This window comes from Pseudomonas sp. G2-4 (assembly GCF_030064125.1).
Lineage (GTDB): Bacteria > Pseudomonadota > Gammaproteobacteria > Pseudomonadales > Pseudomonadaceae > Aquipseudomonas.
In genome coordinates this window covers 2,267,222-2,283,422 of the sequence record NZ_CP125957.1, presented here as the reverse complement: position 1 = coordinate 2,283,422, position 16,201 = coordinate 2,267,222, and the positions used below count along the sequence as shown (strand labels likewise).

Here is a 16,201-nt window from a genome sequence, read left to right as displayed (position 1 = left end):
TAGCATGGCTGTCAGACGTTTCGTTTTAATGGCTACGAAGCAGGTGTATGTGGCCGGTCAGCCCAAGCTCACACCTCGGGCCATGCCGGTGGCGGCGATCACCATCAATACCAGCAGCAAGGCTTCGATGTGGCTGATCCGGGCAAACCGGCCAGCCCTTGAGGGATCGATCGAGGCACCCTTGCCCAACGCCATCCGCCATTTGATCAAGGTGATCATTGGCGCGATTTCAAGCAGCAGGATCAGCAGGAACAAGGTCATCTTCAGGTGAAACAGGGGTTGGTGCAGGTAATAGTCCGAGCCTTTTTCGTAGCCACCGAACGCCCGCATCCCACCGGTCACCAGCAATACCAGTGCCGACAGCCCCCACACATTGTCCGCAATCAACACACTCCGAACCGTATCCACGCCGCCCGCCAGGCGTCGCAGCGCCGTGCCGCGCGTCAGCACCGCCCAGAATCCAAGGGCTAACGCCAGAAGATGAATGGCCGCCAGAGACCAATGAGCCAACATGGAAGAGTCCTTTCAGAGAACGTCGAATTGACCTGACAGTACTAGCTCATAAAAGAATGATTGCCAGGCTGGACACAAAAAAATGTGGGAGCGAGCTTGCTCGCGATGGCAATCGTTCAGTCAGTATTAGTGTTGACTGATCCGACGCTATCGCGAGCAAGCTCGCTCCCACAGGGATTTGGGGCGAATGCCGGATCTGTGGACACTGCAGAACCCTTGTGGGAGCGAGCTTGCTCGCGAAAGCGGTAGGTCAGCTTGCATCAATGATGAATGTGCCGACGCCTTCGCGAGCAGGCTCGCTCCCACATAGGCCGGGGTGGACTCAGTCCGCCAGACGCCAGGTCGTCCCGCCCTTGCCGTCTTCCAGCACCACGCCCATGGCGGTGAGCTGGTCACGGATGCGGTCGGATTCGGCCCAGTCCTTGTTGGCCCGCGCGGTCAGGCGCGCCTGGATCAATGCTTCGACCTCGACGGCGTCCACACGGCCTTCGGCACCGGCTTGCAAGAAGTCGTCAGCCTCGAGCTGCAACACACCCAATACGCTGGCCAACTCCTTCAGGCGCGCCGCCAGGCCTGCCGCGGCATTGAGATCGCTCTCACGCAGGCGGTTGATCTCGCGCACCATCTCGAACAGCACCGCGCACGCTTCCGGCGTGCCGAAGTCGTCGTTCATCACTTCGGTAAACCGTGCAACAAACGCTTCGCCACCGGCAGCCGGCACGCTCGGCAGGCCTTTCAACGCGTGATAGAAACGCTCCAGGGCACCCTTGGCGTCCTTGAGGTTGTCTTCCGAATAGTTGATGGCGCTGCGGTAATGGCTCGACACCAGCAGGTAACGCACGACTTCAGGGTGGTACTTGTCGAGCACGTCGCGGATGGTGAAGAAGTTGTTCAAGGACTTGGACATCTTCTCGCCGTTGATCCGGATCATGCCGCAATGCATCCACGCATTGGCGTAGGTCTTGCCGGTGGCGGCTTCGCTCTGGGCGATTTCGTTTTCGTGGTGCGGGAATTCCAGGTCACTGCCGCCGCCATGAATGTCGAAGGTCTCGCCCAGGCAGCAGGTGGACATCACCGAGCATTCGATGTGCCAGCCCGGACGCCCGGCGCCCCACGGCGACTCCCAGCTCGGCTCGCCCGGCTTGGCGGCTTTCCACAGGACGAAGTCCAGCGGGTCTTGTTTTGACTCGTCGACTTCGATGCGTGCGCCGATGCGCAGGTCTTCGATTTTCTTGCGCGACAGCTTGCCGTAGCCCATGAACTTGGCGACGCGGTAGTACACGTCACCATTGCCCGGCGCGTAGGCGTAGCCCTTGTCGATCAGGGTCTGGATCATGCTCAGCATGCCCGGAATGTGGTCCGTGGCACGGGGTTCCAGGTCCGGCTTGAGGATATTGAGGCGCGCCTCGTCCTCGTGCATGGCCTGGATCATGCGCTCGGTCAGCGCATCGTAAGGCTCACCATTTTCGCGGGCACGATTGATGATCTTGTCTTCGATGTCGGTGATGTTGCGCACGTAGGTCAGGTCATAACCGCTGAAACGCAACCAGCGGGTCACCAGGTCGAAGGCGACCATGCTGCGGCCATGCCCGATGTGGCAGTAGTCGTACACGGTCATCCCGCAGACGTACATGCGGACTTTGTTGCCATCCAGCGGCTTGAAGACTTCTTTGCTCTTGGTGAGCGTGTTGTAGATCGTAAGCACAGGGTTTCCCTTAAGACTTGATCACTGACCCCAGGAATCGCGCAAGGTCACGGTACGGTTGAACACCGGAGCACCGGGTTTCGAGTCCTTGATATCTGCGCAGAAGTAACCTTCGCGCTCGAACTGGAAACGGTCTTCCGGCTGTGCGTTGCCCAGCGAGGGTTCGGCACGACAACCAGTGAGTACTTGCAGGGAGTCAGGGTTGATGTTGTCCAGGAAGCTGGCGCTGTCTTCGGCCTTTTCCGGGTTCGGCGAACGGAACAGGCGATCGTACAGGCGCACTTCGCACTCGACGCTGGCGGCGGCCGGCACCCAGTGGATCACGCCCTTGACCTTGCGACCTTCCGGATTCTTGCCCAGGGTGTCGGGATCGTAGGAGCAACGCAGCTCGACGATGTTACCGTCGGCGTCCTTGATCGCTTCGTCGGCGCGGATCACGTAGCTGCCGCGCAGGCGCACTTCGCCGGCAGGCTCCAGGCGCTTGTAGCCTTTTGGCGGCTCTTCCATGAAGTCGTCGCGGTCGATGTAGATTTCCCGGGCGAACGGCAGGACGCGCACGCCCATGTCTTCTTTCGGGTGGCGTGGCAGCTCGAGGTTCTCGACCTGGCCTTCCGGGTAATTGGTGATGACGACTTTCAGCGGACGCAGCACGCACATGGCGCGCGGGGCGCTGTGGTCGAGGTCATCGCGGATGCTGAATTCCAGCATGCCGAAGTCCACCACGCCGTCGGAACGGTTGGTGCCGACCATCTCGCAGAAGTTGCGGATCGATTTCGGCGTGTAGCCACGACGGCGGAAGCCCGACAGCGTCGACATCCGTGGATCGTCCCAGCCGTTGACGTGCTTCTCGTCCACCAGTTGCTTGAGCTTGCGCTTGCTGGTGATGGTGTAGTTCAGGTTCAGGCGGCTGAACTCGTACTGGCGCGGGTTGGCCGGCACGGGCAGGTGCTCGAGGAACCACTCGTACAATGGACGATGGCTTTCGAACTCCAGGGTGCAGATCGAGTGGGTGATGCCTTCGATGGCGTCCGACTGACCGTGGGTGAAGTCATAGTTCGGGTAGATGCACCACTTGTCACCGGTCTGGTGGTGATGGGCGTGACGGATGCGGTACATGATCGGGTCGCGCAGGTTCATGTTCGGCGAGGCCATGTCGATCTTGGCCCGCAGCACCCGTGCGCCGTCCGGGAATTCGCCAGCGCGCATGCGGGCGAACAGGTCGAGGTTCTCTTCGACGCTGCGATCCCGGAACGGGCTGTTCTTGCCCGGCTCGGTCAGGCTGCCACGGTATTCCTTGGCCTGCTCGGGGGTCAGGTCGCAGACGTAGGCGTTGCCGGACTTGATCAACTCCACCGCCCAGTCGTGCAACTGGTCGAAATATTGCGAGGCGTAGCGCACCTCACCGGACCATTCGAAACCCAGCCACTTGACGTCGCTTTCGATCGCGTCGATGTATTCCTGGTCTTCCTTGGCCGGGTTGGTGTCGTCGAAACGCAGGTGCGTGACGCCGCCGAACTCCTGGGCCAGGCCGAAATTCACGCAGATCGACTTGGCATGGCCGATGTGCAGGTAGCCGTTGGGTTCCGGCGGGAAGCGAGTGACGATCTGTGTGTGCTTACCCGAATCCAGGTCCGCCTGGATGATCGGGCGCAGGAAATTGACCGGCACGGCCGGGCCGGTCTTGGAATTCGAGGTAGGGTCGACAGTGGGCTTGCTCATAGGATCCTTGAACAGACAAGTGCGCGGCCGGGTGCGGCCTGATAAATCAAAGCCCGTATCATAGCCGATGCTGTCAAGCAGCTGACAGGCCAGGCCGGTAAACGATTGAATTTAATCGACGACCAGATGAAAAACAGCCTCGAAATTCGTGCCTGGCGCGCTAAACTGCCCAGCCTGGCCGTTGCAGCCAGACCGGTTGCGGGCATTAATGCCCCGAAACCCACGAATTCCTTGAAAGAGTACCGATCATGACTCAAGTCAAACTGACCACCAACCATGGCGACATCGTCCTGGAACTGAACGCCGAGAAGGCTCCGCTGACCGTTGCCAACTTCCTTGAGTACGTCAAGGCCGGCCACTACGAAAACACCGTTTTCCACCGGATCATCGGTAACTTCATGATCCAGGGCGGCGGTTTCGAGCCTGGCATGAAAGAAAAGAAAGACAAGCGCCCGAGCATCCAGAACGAAGCCGACAACGGCCTGCCGAACGAAAAATACAGCGTTGCCATGGCTCGTACCATGGAGCCGCATTCGGCCTCTGCGCAGTTTTTCATCAACGTGGCCGACAACAGCTTCCTCAACCACAGCAGCAAGACCACCCAGGGCTGGGGCTATGCGGTGTTCGCCAAAGTGATTGAAGGCACTGACGTCGTCGACAAGATCAAAGGCGTTTCCACCACGTCCAAGGCTGGCCACCAGGACGTCCCGGCAGAAGACGTGATCATCGAGAAAGCCGAGATCATCGGGTGATATTGCTGATTTCAGACTTGCATCTGGAAGAGGAGCGCCCGGACATCACCCGGGCGTTTCTGGATTTACTCGCCACACGCGCCCGCTCGGCGCAAGCGTTGTACATTCTGGGCGACTTTTTCGAAGCCTGGATCGGCGACGATGCCATGACGCCGTTCCAGCGTTCCATCTGCCAGGCCCTGCGCGAGTTGAGCGACAGCGGCACGGCCATTTTCCTGATGCACGGCAATCGCGACTTCATGCTGGGGCAGGCCTTCTGCAAAGCGGCCGGCTGCACCCTGCTCAAGGACCCGAGTGTCGTGCAGTTCAACGACGAACCGGTGCTGCTGATGCACGGCGACAGCCTCTGCACCCGCGACGAAGGCTATATGAAGCTGCGGCGCTGGCTGCGCAATCCGGTCACGCTGTTCATCCTCCGCCATCTGCCGCTGGGCAGTCGCCAGAAACTGGCGCGCAAACTGCGCAACGAAAGCCGTGCGCAGACGCGGATGAAAGCCAATGACATCGTCGACGTCACGCCCGAAGAGATCCCGCGGATCATGCAGCAATACGGCGTAAAGACCTTGGTCCACGGCCACACCCACCGCCCCGCCATCCATAAGCTGCAACTGGGCGAACACGCTGCCCGACGCATCGTGCTGGGGGACTGGGACAAGCAAGGGTGGGCATTGCAGGTGGATGAACAGGGGTTTGCGTTGGCGCCGTTTGGTTTTGCCCCGCCGCCGCAACTGCCAGCACCCCACCCAACCTGAATTCCCCCTGTGGCGAGGGAGCTTGCTCCCGCTGGGCTGCGCAGCAGCCCCTTTTTTATATGAGTGCTTCGCACTCAAGCGGGAGCAAGCTCCCTCGCCACAGGGATTCAGGTGAATTTCAAGTGAACAGCATGCCCACACATTGGATTGCATTTCACTTCTGGATCAGTGCCCCGCCGAAGCCGGCCCCGCCTTCGCCGCAAACGGCGGTTTCGCCAGCCACACCAACACGATCAAGCCCATGAACGCCCACCCCATCAGCGTGAAGTAATCCACGGTGGAGAGCATGTACGCCTGGCTGGTGAGGACCTGGTCAAGCTGGGCATAGGCCGGCGTGCTCGCGCCGCCGAGCTGGTTGAGCGCCTCGCGGGTGGCGGGCTCGAACGTGCTGATGCTTTCACTCAGGTAGGCATGATGCTGGTCGGCCCGGCGGATCCAGATCCAGGTGGTCAGGGACGCGGCAAAGCTGCCACCCAAGGTCCGCAGGAACGTTGCCAGCCCCGCGCCGTCGGCAATCTGGTGGGGCGGCAGGTCCGACATCAGGATGCTCAAGGTCGGCATGAAAAACAGCGCCACACCGATGCCCATGAACAACTGCACCAGGGCGATGTGCTGGAAATCCACCTCATTGGTGAACCCGGCGCGCATGAAGCAACTCAGGCCGATGGCCAGGAACGCCAGCCCGGCCAACAGGCGCAGGTCGAACTTGTGCGCATACTTACCGACGAAGGGCGACATCAGCACTGGCAGGATCCCGATGGGCGCTACCGCCAGACCAGCCCAGGTGGCGGTGTAGCCCATCTGGGTCTGCAACCACTGCGGCAGGATCAGGTTGATGCCGAAAAATCCGGCATAGCCGCCCACCAGCACGATGGTGCCGATGCGAAAGTTGCGGTAGGCGAACAGCCGGAGATTGACCACCGGATGCCGGTCAGTCATCTCCCAGATCACGAACACCGCCAGGGCAATCACCGAAATCACCGCGCCCATGATGATGAAGTTCGACTCGAACCAGTCCAGGTCATTGCCCTTGTCGAGGATCACCTGGAGCGCACCGACGCCGATGATCAGCGTGATCAACCCCACGTAATCCATCGGCTGGTAACTGGTGACCACCGGCCGCGCCTTGAGCTGCTGGCGCACCACCATCACCGCGAAGATCCCGATGGGCACGTTGATGAAGAAGATCCACGGCCAGCTGTAACTGTCGGTGATCCAGCCACCGAGGATCGGCCCCGCAATCGGTGCCACCACCGTGACCATCGCCAGCAACGCCAGGGCCATGCCACGCCTGGCCGGCGGATACACGGCAATCAGCAAGGTCTGGGTCATCGGGTACAACGGCCCGGCCACCAGCCCCTGGAGCACGCGAAAACCAATCAGCTCCGGCATCGAGGTGGAGATACCGCACAGAAACGAGGCGAGCACGAACAGCAGGGTCGCCCACAAGAACAGCTTCACTTCGCCAAACCGCCGGGCCAGCCAGCCGGTCAACGGCAACGCGATAGCGTTGCTCACCGCGAACGAAGTGATGACCCAGGTGCCCTGCTCCGAGCTGACACCCAGGTTGCCGGAGATGGTCGGCAAGGCGACGTTGGCAATGGTGGTGTCGAGCACCTGCATGAACGTCGCCAGCGACAGCCCGATGGTGCTGAGCAACAGGCTGGGCGGCGTGAAAGACGCGTTATTGCTCATTGCGAAATCCTATGGAGCGAAGGTGGTGAATCGTTCGGGGCAAGGCACAGAACCTGTGGGAACACACTGCCGTTCATCAAGGTCGCTTGAATGAACTGGGGTGAACACAAAACCTGTGGGAGCGAGCTTGCTCGCGATAGCGGTGTATCAGTCACCACTGATGCAAACTGACCCGCCGCTATCGCGAGCAAGCTCGCTCCCACAGATTCACGCCGTAACGGCCTAGCGCTGCACCGTCTTGCCGGCACCCGCGCTGTTGTCGTGAATCAGTCGCGTGATCATCGCGTCGGCGTCGGCCAGTTGCTGGTCGTATATCTGGGTGCTGAACGAGGCTTTCTGCGGTGGTTGTTGCGCCAGTACCGGGCCGCTCTGGTCGTGCAGGTTGACGTTGACCTGGGTCGACAGGCCCACCCGCAACGGATGCTTGGCCAGCTCCTGGGCATTGACATGGATGCGCACCGGCACCCGCTGGACGATCTTGATCCAGTTACCGGTGGCGTTCTGCGCCGGCAGCAAGGCAAACGCGCTGCCAGTCCCGGCGCCGAGGCTGTCGATGGTGCCGCTGTACTTCACATCGCTGCCGTACAGGTCGGCTTCAATCTCCACCGGTTGGCCGATGCGCATGTCGCGCAGTTGGGTTTCCTTGAAATTGGCGTCGATCCACAGCTGGTCCAACGGGATCACCGCCATCAGCGCCGTGCCCGGCTGCACCCGCTGACCCAGTTGCACGGTGCGTTTGGCGACATAACCGGTGACCGGCGCGATCAGGGTGCTACGGGCATTGGCCAGGTACGCCTGGCGCAATTGCGCGGCAGCGGCCTGCACATCGGGATGGGATGACACCACCGTGTCATCCACCAGCGCGCTGGTGGTCTTGAGCTGTTGCCGGGCATTGGCCAGGGCGTTTTGCGCCGAGGTCAGGTCGTCCCGGGCGTGGGACAGCTCTTCCTGGGAAATCGCCCCGCCGGCCGCCAGGTTCTTGCGTCGGTTGTAGTTCTCTTGGGCCTTCTGCACCTCGGCTTCTTGCGCGTTGACCTGCGCCCGCATGCCGTCGACGTTGCTGTACAAGCCACGCACCTGACGCACGGTCCGGGCCAAATTGGCCTGGGCACTTTGCAGCCCGACCTGGGCGTCGCTTGGGTCGAATTGCACCAGCACCTGGCCTTCTCGCACTAGGTCACCGTCGTCGGCGCCGATGCTCACCACAGTGCCGGTGACCAGCGGCGTGATCTCCACCACGTTGCCGTTCACATAAGCATCGTCGGTGCTTTCGTTCCAGCGGCCATACAGTTCATGCCAACCCCAGACGCCTACGCCTGCGAGGATGACGATCACCGCCAGTGCCACCAGCATGACCTTGCGCTTGCGCGGGTTGCTGTTGTCTTGAGTAGGTTCGGATTGAGTCGTTTCGGCAGTGGCCATGACAAGTACCTCGAATCAGTTATTCGGCGTGGTGGAGGCCGGCGTGGCCGCAGCCAGGGCCTGGGGCTCGAAACCACCGCCCAGGGCCTGCATCAGCTGGATCGACAAATCGATCTGTTCGGCATTCAGGTTCGCCAGTTGGCGCTGGGACTGGAGCAATTGCTGCTCGATGCTCAGCACGTCCAGGTAATTCCCGATGCCGGAGCCGTAGCGCTGGACCACGGTGTCGTAGGAGTGCTGTGCGATATCGGTGGCATGTTGCTGGGCGCCGATCTGCCGCGCGATGTCGCGCAGTTGATTGATGGTGTCGCTGACATCCCCAAGTGCCTTGACCAGGCTCTTGTTGTACTGCGCCACCGCCATGTCGTAGTCGGCGTCCCGGGCATCCAGGTCCGCTCGCAAGCGTCCGCCATCGAAAATCGGCAACGACACGGTTGGCGCCACATTGAAGAAGCGACTGGCCGAGCCGAACATTGCATCCCCCAGCAGCGACTGCACTCCCGCCGCCGCGCCCAAGTTGAGGTTGGGGTAGAAGTTGGTCTTGCCGGCCTCGATGTCCTTGCCCGCCGCCTCGACCCGCCAACGCGCCGCGACCAGGTCCGGACGGCGGCCCAGCAGCTCGGCCGGCAGGTTCGACGGCAGGGCAACCGCGCTGGCTTGCAGCACGTTGGGCCGGGCGACTTCATTGCCACGGTCCGGGCCCTTGCCCAGCAACACTGCCAGGGCAATCCTGGCGCTTTGCAGGCGTTTCTCTGCGTCGATGCGGGTCGCGTCGGCGCTGGCTTCCAGGCTTTCGGTCTGCTGGAACTGGTATTCGCTGTCGATCCCGGCGTTGAGGCGGCGCTTGCCCAGGTCAAGCATTTGCCGAGTGCGCTTGAGGTCTTCGGAGGCCAAGTCATAAATGATGTGGGCTTGGCCGAGGTCGCTGTAGGCCCGGGCCACGTCGGCGGCCAGGGTCAGTTGCGCGGCCTGGCGATCGATCTCGGCGGCACGGGCCTGGCCCAGGGCGGCTTCCCAGGCGGCCCGTTGGCCACCCCAGAGGTCGAAGTTGTAATTGAAATCGACACTCAGCGAACGCAAGGTGCTGTAGGCACCGCCCTGCCCCTGCGGATCCTGATCCCGAGCCAGGCGCGAACGGCTGACACTGCCGCTGGCATCCAGGGTCGGCATGCGCGCGGCGTTGGCGGCGTAAGCCGCGGCACTGGCCTGATGCACCCGGGCGCTGGCGATCTGCATGTCCGGGCTGTCACGCAAGGCTTCGCGAATCAGCCCGTCGAGTTGTGGGTCGCCGAGGCTTTTCCACCAGTCGCTTTTCGGCCATGAGGCCGGCGACAAGGTGACGCCGTTCAGGGATTGCCCAGCCTTGAGACTCTGGGCTTCAAGGCTGACGCCTTCGGTCTGCAGGCCGCTGTAGCTGGCACAACCGGCCAGGCTCATGGCCAACACCACCAGGCTCAGGCGGGCACGCAAGGTCTTACGCTTCATTTGTCCCCCATTCGCAACACGGTGATGGGATCACCGGCGGCAAGCAGAATTTTCTTGAGGATCTGTTCGAGGGTTTGCAGCTCCTCGCGGCTGATGGCGTTGGCCAACTGGTTCATGGCATCGGCGCCGATCACCGGCAGGCGATCCGCCAGGGCCTGGCCGGCTTCGGTCAGCACCAGCAGCACTTGCCGACGGTCATCCACCGAGCGTTGGCGGGCGAGGAAACCTTTCTGCTCCAGGCGATCGAGCATCCGGGTCATCGAGCCGCTGTCCAGGGACAGGTACCGACACAGCTCGGCGGGTGTGTCGATGCCGTGCTGGGCCATGATGATCAATACCTTGAACTGCGCGGCGGTGATGCCGACGGGTTCCATGTGGGTATCGATGATCCGGTCCTTGAGCAGCGCGGCGCGGCCGAGCAGCATGCCGAGATGGCAATTGTGGAAATCGTCTGGGGTGAAATGCTTCATCTGACCACCGTTTGCTGCCTAGGCAGTGAATGTGTGTCGAGATATTACTGCTTAGGCAGCAAATGTCAAACAAATAGATAGGTTGCTACGTACTAACAGACGAACGCAGAAAGTCTGTGGGGAACAAATGTGGGAGCGAGCTTGCTCGCGATAGCGCTATGACATTCAACATCGTCGTTGACTGACACGCCGCTATCGCGAGCAAGCTCGCTCCCACAGGGGATTGGCCCTACATGGGATTTGGGAAAGGGTTAGAAGTCGCGCTTGTAGAAGATATCCAGGGAGCTGGCGACGCCGCTGGCGGCTTCGAGGTAGACCCTCTTGCTCAGCTTGTAGCGCAGGGCAATGGTGTTGGCAGGTTCGAACACGCCGACGCCATAGCGCAGGCTGAGTTTTTCCGAGAGATTGCCGCTGGCCACCACGCTGGTGGTATCGCCGCTGCCCTGGGTGTCGAGCTGGAAGTCCTCGATCCCCAGGTTACTGGCTAGGCTGGTGGTCACGCCCGAGCTGCCCATCAACCCCAGGCCCAAGGCGGCTTGGGCGAGCATGTTGTTGTCCTCGCCCGTGGTGCTCAGCGGCCGGCCCAGCACCAGGTAGGACAAGGCCTGCTCCTGGCTCATGGCCGGTTCCGAGAAGATTTGCGTGGTCGGCTGTTCGGCGCTGCCGCTCAAGCGGATACCGGCAACCACGTCGTCGGTCTGGCGGATCGCCTCGATGTCCAGATAGGGCTGGTCAATGGGCCCGGCGAACAGCAGCCGCGCCCGCCGCACCGTCAGCCGTTGCCCATAGGCCCGGTAGCGACCGTCGTTGAGCCAGAGTTCGCCGCGGGTGTCCATGTTGTCGCCGATGTGGACTTGTCCCTGCACATTGGCCGTCAGCCCAAACCCGGAAAACGCGAGCTTCTCCTGGCCGACGATCACGTCGATGTCCATCGCCATGGCCAGCGGCGTTTTGCCCTCTTCGGTCTGGTGGCCGACGATCACCGTGTCATCCGACACTTTGACGGTAGACGGCGGCAGTTCACGGATGGTGATCTCGCCCTTGGGCACCAGGACCTTGCCAGCGATGGAGAGCCGCTCGCCCTGCATCGTGATATGAAGGTCCGGCGCCACGTCCAACATGGCATAAGGCTCGACAGTGACCGGCAGTTGCGAGCCCTTGAGGGCCAGGTCCATCGTCAGCGCCTCGTCCCAGGCGATGCGCCCGCTCAGGCTGCCCCGACCGCTCTTGCCACTTTTCCAGTCACCGTTGAGTTGCACCGCTTCGCCGGTAATCATCGCCCGTACCTGCAAGGCTTCGAGGCTGATGGGCAGTTCCGGGCCAGACACTTCGCCGTCGCTGAGCACCAGGTTGCCGTTGACCTGGGGCGCCAGCAAACCACCGGACAACGTCCCGCTGCCGTTCAGATGGCCGGTGAGGGTTTCCACCATCGGCAGGAACGGCCGGGCCACCGACAAGTCCAGGCCCGTCAGGCGGAACGAGCCGCTCAAAGGCTTGCTGGCCGGCAGCGGGTTGATCTGCGCCTGGAGCATCAATTCGCCAAGCTTGGCGCCAACGAAATTCAGCTGGGTGTCGATGCGCTTGGGGGTCAGGCGGCTGTCGAGCATCAAGGTTTGATACGGGAAATCCAGCCACTGCTCTTTGTCCCGGATCCGCAGGGTGCCGCCGTTGGCATCCACCTGGATCCGACCGTTCGGACCGCTGGCCGGCAGATCCAATTGCAGGTCAGCGTTGAGCTGGCCCTGCCAGGCAAAATCCTTGGGCATCCACTGGGCCAGGCTTTCGATGGGAAACTGCTTGAGGTGATAGCGCAGCTTCGGCTCCGGCATCAGACGCTGGTCTTCGCCACACAGGCTGGCCTGGCCGGAACGCCAGCAATGGGCGCCCACGTTAAGTGTGCCATTGGCCAGGCGTTCCAGCTTCGCCGGGGCCTGCAAGCGCCAGGCTTGACCGCCGGCCTGCACGTTTGCGCTGGCCAGGCGTCCGCGCCAGTTGCCTTGGTCGAGCGCGCCATCGAGCGCCAGGGTCGTGTCGAGTTGCGGTCCCTGCAGGTCCAGGTTCAACTTTTGCTGCTTGATGTCGCCCTGCCCGCTGACCGTCAGGACGCCCAGTGAAGTTTCGTCAGCGCGGATACCGCTGGCCTTGAGGTCGACCTTGCCGCGCTGCGCGCTGTCGAGGCTCGCGTCCAGGTTCAGGCTTTGCAGGCGGTTGTCCTGGAACGCCAGTTGCGTGCCTTGCAGGCCGAGCTTGCCTTGGGGGGCCTTGAGCGTTCCGGCCACGTCGACACGGCCCATGACTTGGCCGCGCAATTGCGGCCAGAGCTGGGCCAGGCGCGCCAGCTTGATGTCGATCTGGCCGCTGAGTTTCTGTTGCAGGCTGCCGGTGCCGTTGATGCGGTTATCCCCCAGGCGGATATCCAGCGTACTGAGGTTCCACTGCTCACCCGCACCACTGGCCTTGGCCTGGAGCAACGCCGGTTGGCCGCGCAGTTTGCCCTTGAGGTCGAGGTCCGCATCGAGGCTGAGGTTGTCGTTTTTCATCGAGCCCTTGCTGCGCAGCGGTCCGGCCAGGGTGCCGGGCAGCTCGCCAAGCCAGTACGCCGGGTTGATCGCCGAGAATTGCAGCGCCGTGTCCCAGGCGATGCCGTCGGCGAACTGCAGGTTCAGGTGCCCTTCAGCCTTGCCCTGCCCGGCGGCGAGCTTGAGCTGCGGCAAGAAAATCTGCGTCAGGTCACCGCTGAACGGGCTGTCCAGGCTGAAGGCCCCAGCCGGGCCGTCCAACGCAGCCTGGAAATTGCCTAGGTATTTGCCGTCGGTATAGGACACCTCGCCGTTGAAGCTGCGCAGCGTCACTTGCGGCTCGTCGATCAGCGGATAAAGGCGATGCCAGGGAAAATCCAGCCAGGCGATTTTCGCTTCGGCGCTCAGGCCTTCGCGCCAGTCCAACTCACCGGTGAGCTTGAGGCTTTGCTGGTCACCGGCATTCAGGTCCAGACCGGCGATCTGGGCCCCATTGGCATCCACCTTGCCTTGTAGCAACAACGCCACCGGCCCTTTCTCGGCGGGCAGCGTGGCCTTGCCGAGCAGCTGATAGCCGTTTTTCAGATCGCCCTCGCCGGTCAGCTCCACCTGATTGAGCACCAGGGTATCGGGCAGGTCGGCACTGGCCTTGAAGCCGTCGGCGGTGATGCGCACCTTGGCCGGCAAGTTGTCGGCCAACGGTTGCAGCTCACCGACCAAACGGCCTTGCAGGTAGCCGCTGCTGTCGGCGTTGAGGTTGAGGGTCTTGAGCAGATTGCCGTCGACTTTCAGGTCCAGCCGCCAGGGCGTGGCACCCGGTGCCGGCAACGTGAGCTGGCCCTCGGCGTTCAAAGGCCAGTCGCCGCCCGGTTTCAGCAACCCGGAGAGCTTCAGGCTCAGCTCATCACGTTGCAATTGCACCGAGTCGATCTGCAGGCCCTGGGCGGTCCAGTGGGCGGCCAGTTGCAGGCCCTTGAGCTGTTCGCTGCCGTTGAACAACAGGCTGCCAATCTGCACCTCGCCCAATTCAATGGCGACCGGCAAGTCCAGGTCCGGCAAGGTGATCGGCCCGCTGCTTGACTCATCGGCAGACGGCGGGAATTGCAGGCTGACCTCGTCGGCCTTGAGCTGCTCGATGCACAGCGTCATGCGCGCCAGGCACAACGGCGACCAGGCGAATATCAGCCGATCCAGCTCCACCCGGCTGCTGTCCTGCTGCCATAACAGATGATCGGCGCTCCACTGTCCCCCCAGGCGCCCCTGGAAATTCTCCACGCTCAACCCTGGCACCAGGCCAAGGGCCCAACGACTGCCGACGGCTGTGCCGAGCACAACGCTCAAGGCCAGCATGAGCGCCACCAGCAACCCGGCGAGCGCCAGCAACGTTATCTTCAAACCACGTTTCACAGCTCGGGCCCCATGGAAAAGTGCAAGCGAATGCCGCCCTCGTCGTCCAGCGCATGGGCCAGGTCGAGGCGGATCGGGCCCACCGGCGACACCCAACGCACACCAACGCCGACGCCAGTCTTGAGGCTCGGCAGTTCAAGGCTGTTGAAGGAGTTGCCTTGGTCGACGAAGGTCGCCACCCGCCATTTCTCGGCGATTGAATATTGATATTCGAGGCTGCCGGCCACCATGTAGCGACCGCCGATACGATCACCTTCGGAGTTTTCCGGCGACAGGCTCTGGTAGTCGTAACCGCGCACGCTCTGGTCGCCACCGGCGAAAAAGCGCAGGGACGGCGGAATGGATTTGTAGCCATTGGTGGCGCTGCCGCCGACCTGGGCCCGGGCCAGCAGACGATGTTTGTCAAACACCGTGGTCAGGCCCTTGACCATGGCGGTGCCATACAAAAGGTTGTTATCCGACCCAAGTCCTTCCTTGGCCACCTTGGTATCGAATTGCAGGCGATACCCGTTATGGGGGTCGATGCGGTTGTCACTGCGCAGGTAGGAATAACTGACGCCGGGCATCAGCAGCGTACTCAGGCCCGCATCATCGCCGAGGCGATACTCTTCTCGTTGCCACTTGAGCGACACGACCCGTTGCCAACCGCTGGGCAACTTGCTATGCCATTCCGGGCCCACGGTCAGCAGTTTGCTGAGGCTGTCAGTGTCGGCCAGTTCTTCATATTGATAACCGCCGGCGTAGCGCAGTTTGTCGGTCAGCGGCGGGTCCAACGGCACGTCGTACCACAGGCCGACGTTCTGCCGGGGCGCCGACACTTCCGTCTCCCAGCCGTAACTGTGGCCCTGGGCATTGACCCAGTGGCGCGTCCAATTGGCCTTGGCCCGTGGGCCAACGTCGGTGGAGAACCCCAAGCCCAGGCCCATGGTGCGCGGCTTGCGGGTGTCGAGCTTGACCGCCACCGGGATCACGTTATCGGTGGCCGCAGTGGGCGCCGCATCCACCCGGACACCTTCGAAATAACCGCTCGATTGCAGGTCCTGGTTGAGCTCGGCAATCAGTTCGGAATCGTACGCGGTGCCCGCCTTGAACGGCACCATGCGTTGCAGCAGGTCTTCGTCCAGTGGGGTGTCGCCTTCGAAGTGCACGGGGCCCAGGGTATAGCGCGGGCCGCTGTCGTAGATCAACTCGATGTCGGCGATCCCCGCCTGGGGATCCACGCGCAATTTCTGGCTGACGAAGCGCCCGCTGAAAAAGCCGTAACGCGAAGCCTGGTTCTGGATCAACCGCTTGGCGTCCTCGTAACGGCCATGGTTGAGCACCGCGCCGGGCTTGAGGGCGGCATTATCAGGCACGCGAAAGGCTTTGAGCGATGCCGCCGGGCCATCGATGCGCACCGTGACATCGCGCAAATGCACAGGCTCGCCGGGGTCGATGGTCAGCACCAGGCGCGGGACCTTGCCGCCCTTGACCTCGCTGTCAATCTGCGGCTGGTAATAGCCCAGCGCCTGGGCGGCTTTGCGCGCTTGTTCCTCGGCGCCACGACTGAAGCGCAGCAAGGCCTCTTCGTCACGATCGCCCACGCCGCCAATGTAACCCTCTACGTTGGCCTTGAGTTCGTCGTTGGACGGCTTGACCCGTACATCCAATTCACTTTGTGCCAGTGCCGCGCAGCTGAGGGACAGCAAGAGCGCGCCACTGGTTATTCGTCCTGGGAAATTCATGGCGCGGATGCTATCACGGGCTTGGAAGCCTGATAGAG

At 62.2% G+C, this 16,201-nt stretch carries 11 protein-coding genes; 2 read left to right on the top strand and 9 right to left on the bottom strand.

All coding sequences use genetic code 11. From position 1 onward, the window contains the following. Positions 1–57: 57 nt before the first annotated feature. The 3 genes from QNH97_RS10315 to QNH97_RS10305 form a co-directional block, all read right to left on the bottom strand. Positions 58–513, bottom strand: coding sequence for a DUF2214 family protein (locus tag QNH97_RS10315; RefSeq protein ID WP_283556711.1), 456 nt, complete (start codon positions 511–513; stop codon positions 58–60). 322 nt (positions 514–835) lie between these two features. Beyond that, positions 836–2,218 (bottom strand): cysteine--tRNA ligase, encoded by a 1,383-nt coding sequence (gene cysS, locus QNH97_RS10310; protein ID WP_283556710.1) that lies wholly within the window; start codon positions 2,216–2,218, stop codon positions 836–838. A 21-nt stretch (positions 2,219–2,239) separates the two neighbouring features. Then, the gene (locus QNH97_RS10305) at positions 2,240–3,937 is read right to left on the bottom strand and encodes a glutamine--tRNA ligase/YqeY domain fusion protein (RefSeq protein WP_283556709.1); all 1,698 of its coding nucleotides are present in this window, start codon (positions 3,935–3,937) and stop codon (positions 2,240–2,242) included. A gap of 248 nt (positions 3,938–4,185) precedes the next feature. On the opposite strand from QNH97_RS10305, the gene QNH97_RS10300 reads away from it, so the two are divergent. Continuing rightward, positions 4,186–4,689 carry a peptidylprolyl isomerase gene (locus QNH97_RS10300; RefSeq protein WP_283556708.1) on the top strand — a complete coding sequence of 168 codons (504 nt, stop codon included), beginning with the start codon at positions 4,186–4,188 and terminating at the stop codon, positions 4,687–4,689. After that, positions 4,686–5,441: a UDP-2,3-diacylglucosamine diphosphatase gene (locus QNH97_RS10295; protein ID WP_283556707.1), complete on the top strand. Its 756-nt coding sequence runs from the start codon at positions 4,686–4,688 to the stop codon at positions 5,439–5,441. Before QNH97_RS10300 ends, QNH97_RS10295 begins: the two co-directional genes overlap by 4 nt. Positions 5,442–5,606: 165 nt before the next feature. Here the strand turns inward: QNH97_RS10295 and QNH97_RS10290 are convergent, their stop codons facing one another. The 6 genes from QNH97_RS10290 to QNH97_RS10260 all read right to left on the bottom strand — a co-directional run bounded on the left by QNH97_RS10290 (position 5,607) and on the right by QNH97_RS10260 (position 16,163). Beyond that, a complete protein-coding gene (locus tag QNH97_RS10290) occupies positions 5,607–7,136 on the bottom strand; it encodes a DHA2 family efflux MFS transporter permease subunit (protein ID WP_283556706.1) in 1,530 nt (509 codons plus the stop codon). A gap of 222 nt (positions 7,137–7,358) precedes the next feature. Further along, entirely contained in the window at positions 7,359–8,558 is a 1,200-nt protein-coding gene (locus tag QNH97_RS10285) for an HlyD family secretion protein (RefSeq protein ID WP_283556705.1), read from the bottom strand. A gap of 15 nt (positions 8,559–8,573) precedes the next feature. Beyond that, complete coding sequence (locus tag QNH97_RS10280; protein WP_283556704.1) at positions 8,574–10,043, bottom strand: efflux transporter outer membrane subunit; 1,470 nt, start codon at positions 10,041–10,043, stop codon at positions 8,574–8,576. Continuing rightward, positions 10,040–10,513 carry a MarR family winged helix-turn-helix transcriptional regulator gene (locus QNH97_RS10275; RefSeq protein ID WP_283556703.1) on the bottom strand — a complete coding sequence of 158 codons (474 nt, stop codon included), beginning with the start codon at positions 10,511–10,513 and terminating at the stop codon, positions 10,040–10,042. The genes QNH97_RS10280 and QNH97_RS10275 overlap by 4 nt, the downstream gene beginning before the upstream one ends. A gap of 251 nt (positions 10,514–10,764) precedes the next feature. Further along, entirely contained in the window at positions 10,765–14,439 is a 3,675-nt protein-coding gene (locus tag QNH97_RS10265; RefSeq protein WP_283556702.1) for a translocation/assembly module TamB domain-containing protein, read from the bottom strand. Beyond that, the gene (locus tag QNH97_RS10260; protein ID WP_283556701.1) at positions 14,436–16,163 is read right to left on the bottom strand and encodes an autotransporter assembly complex protein TamA; all 1,728 of its coding nucleotides are present in this window, start codon (positions 16,161–16,163) and stop codon (positions 14,436–14,438) included. Before QNH97_RS10260 ends, QNH97_RS10265 begins: the two co-directional genes overlap by 4 nt. Positions 16,164–16,201: the final 38 nt, after the last annotated feature.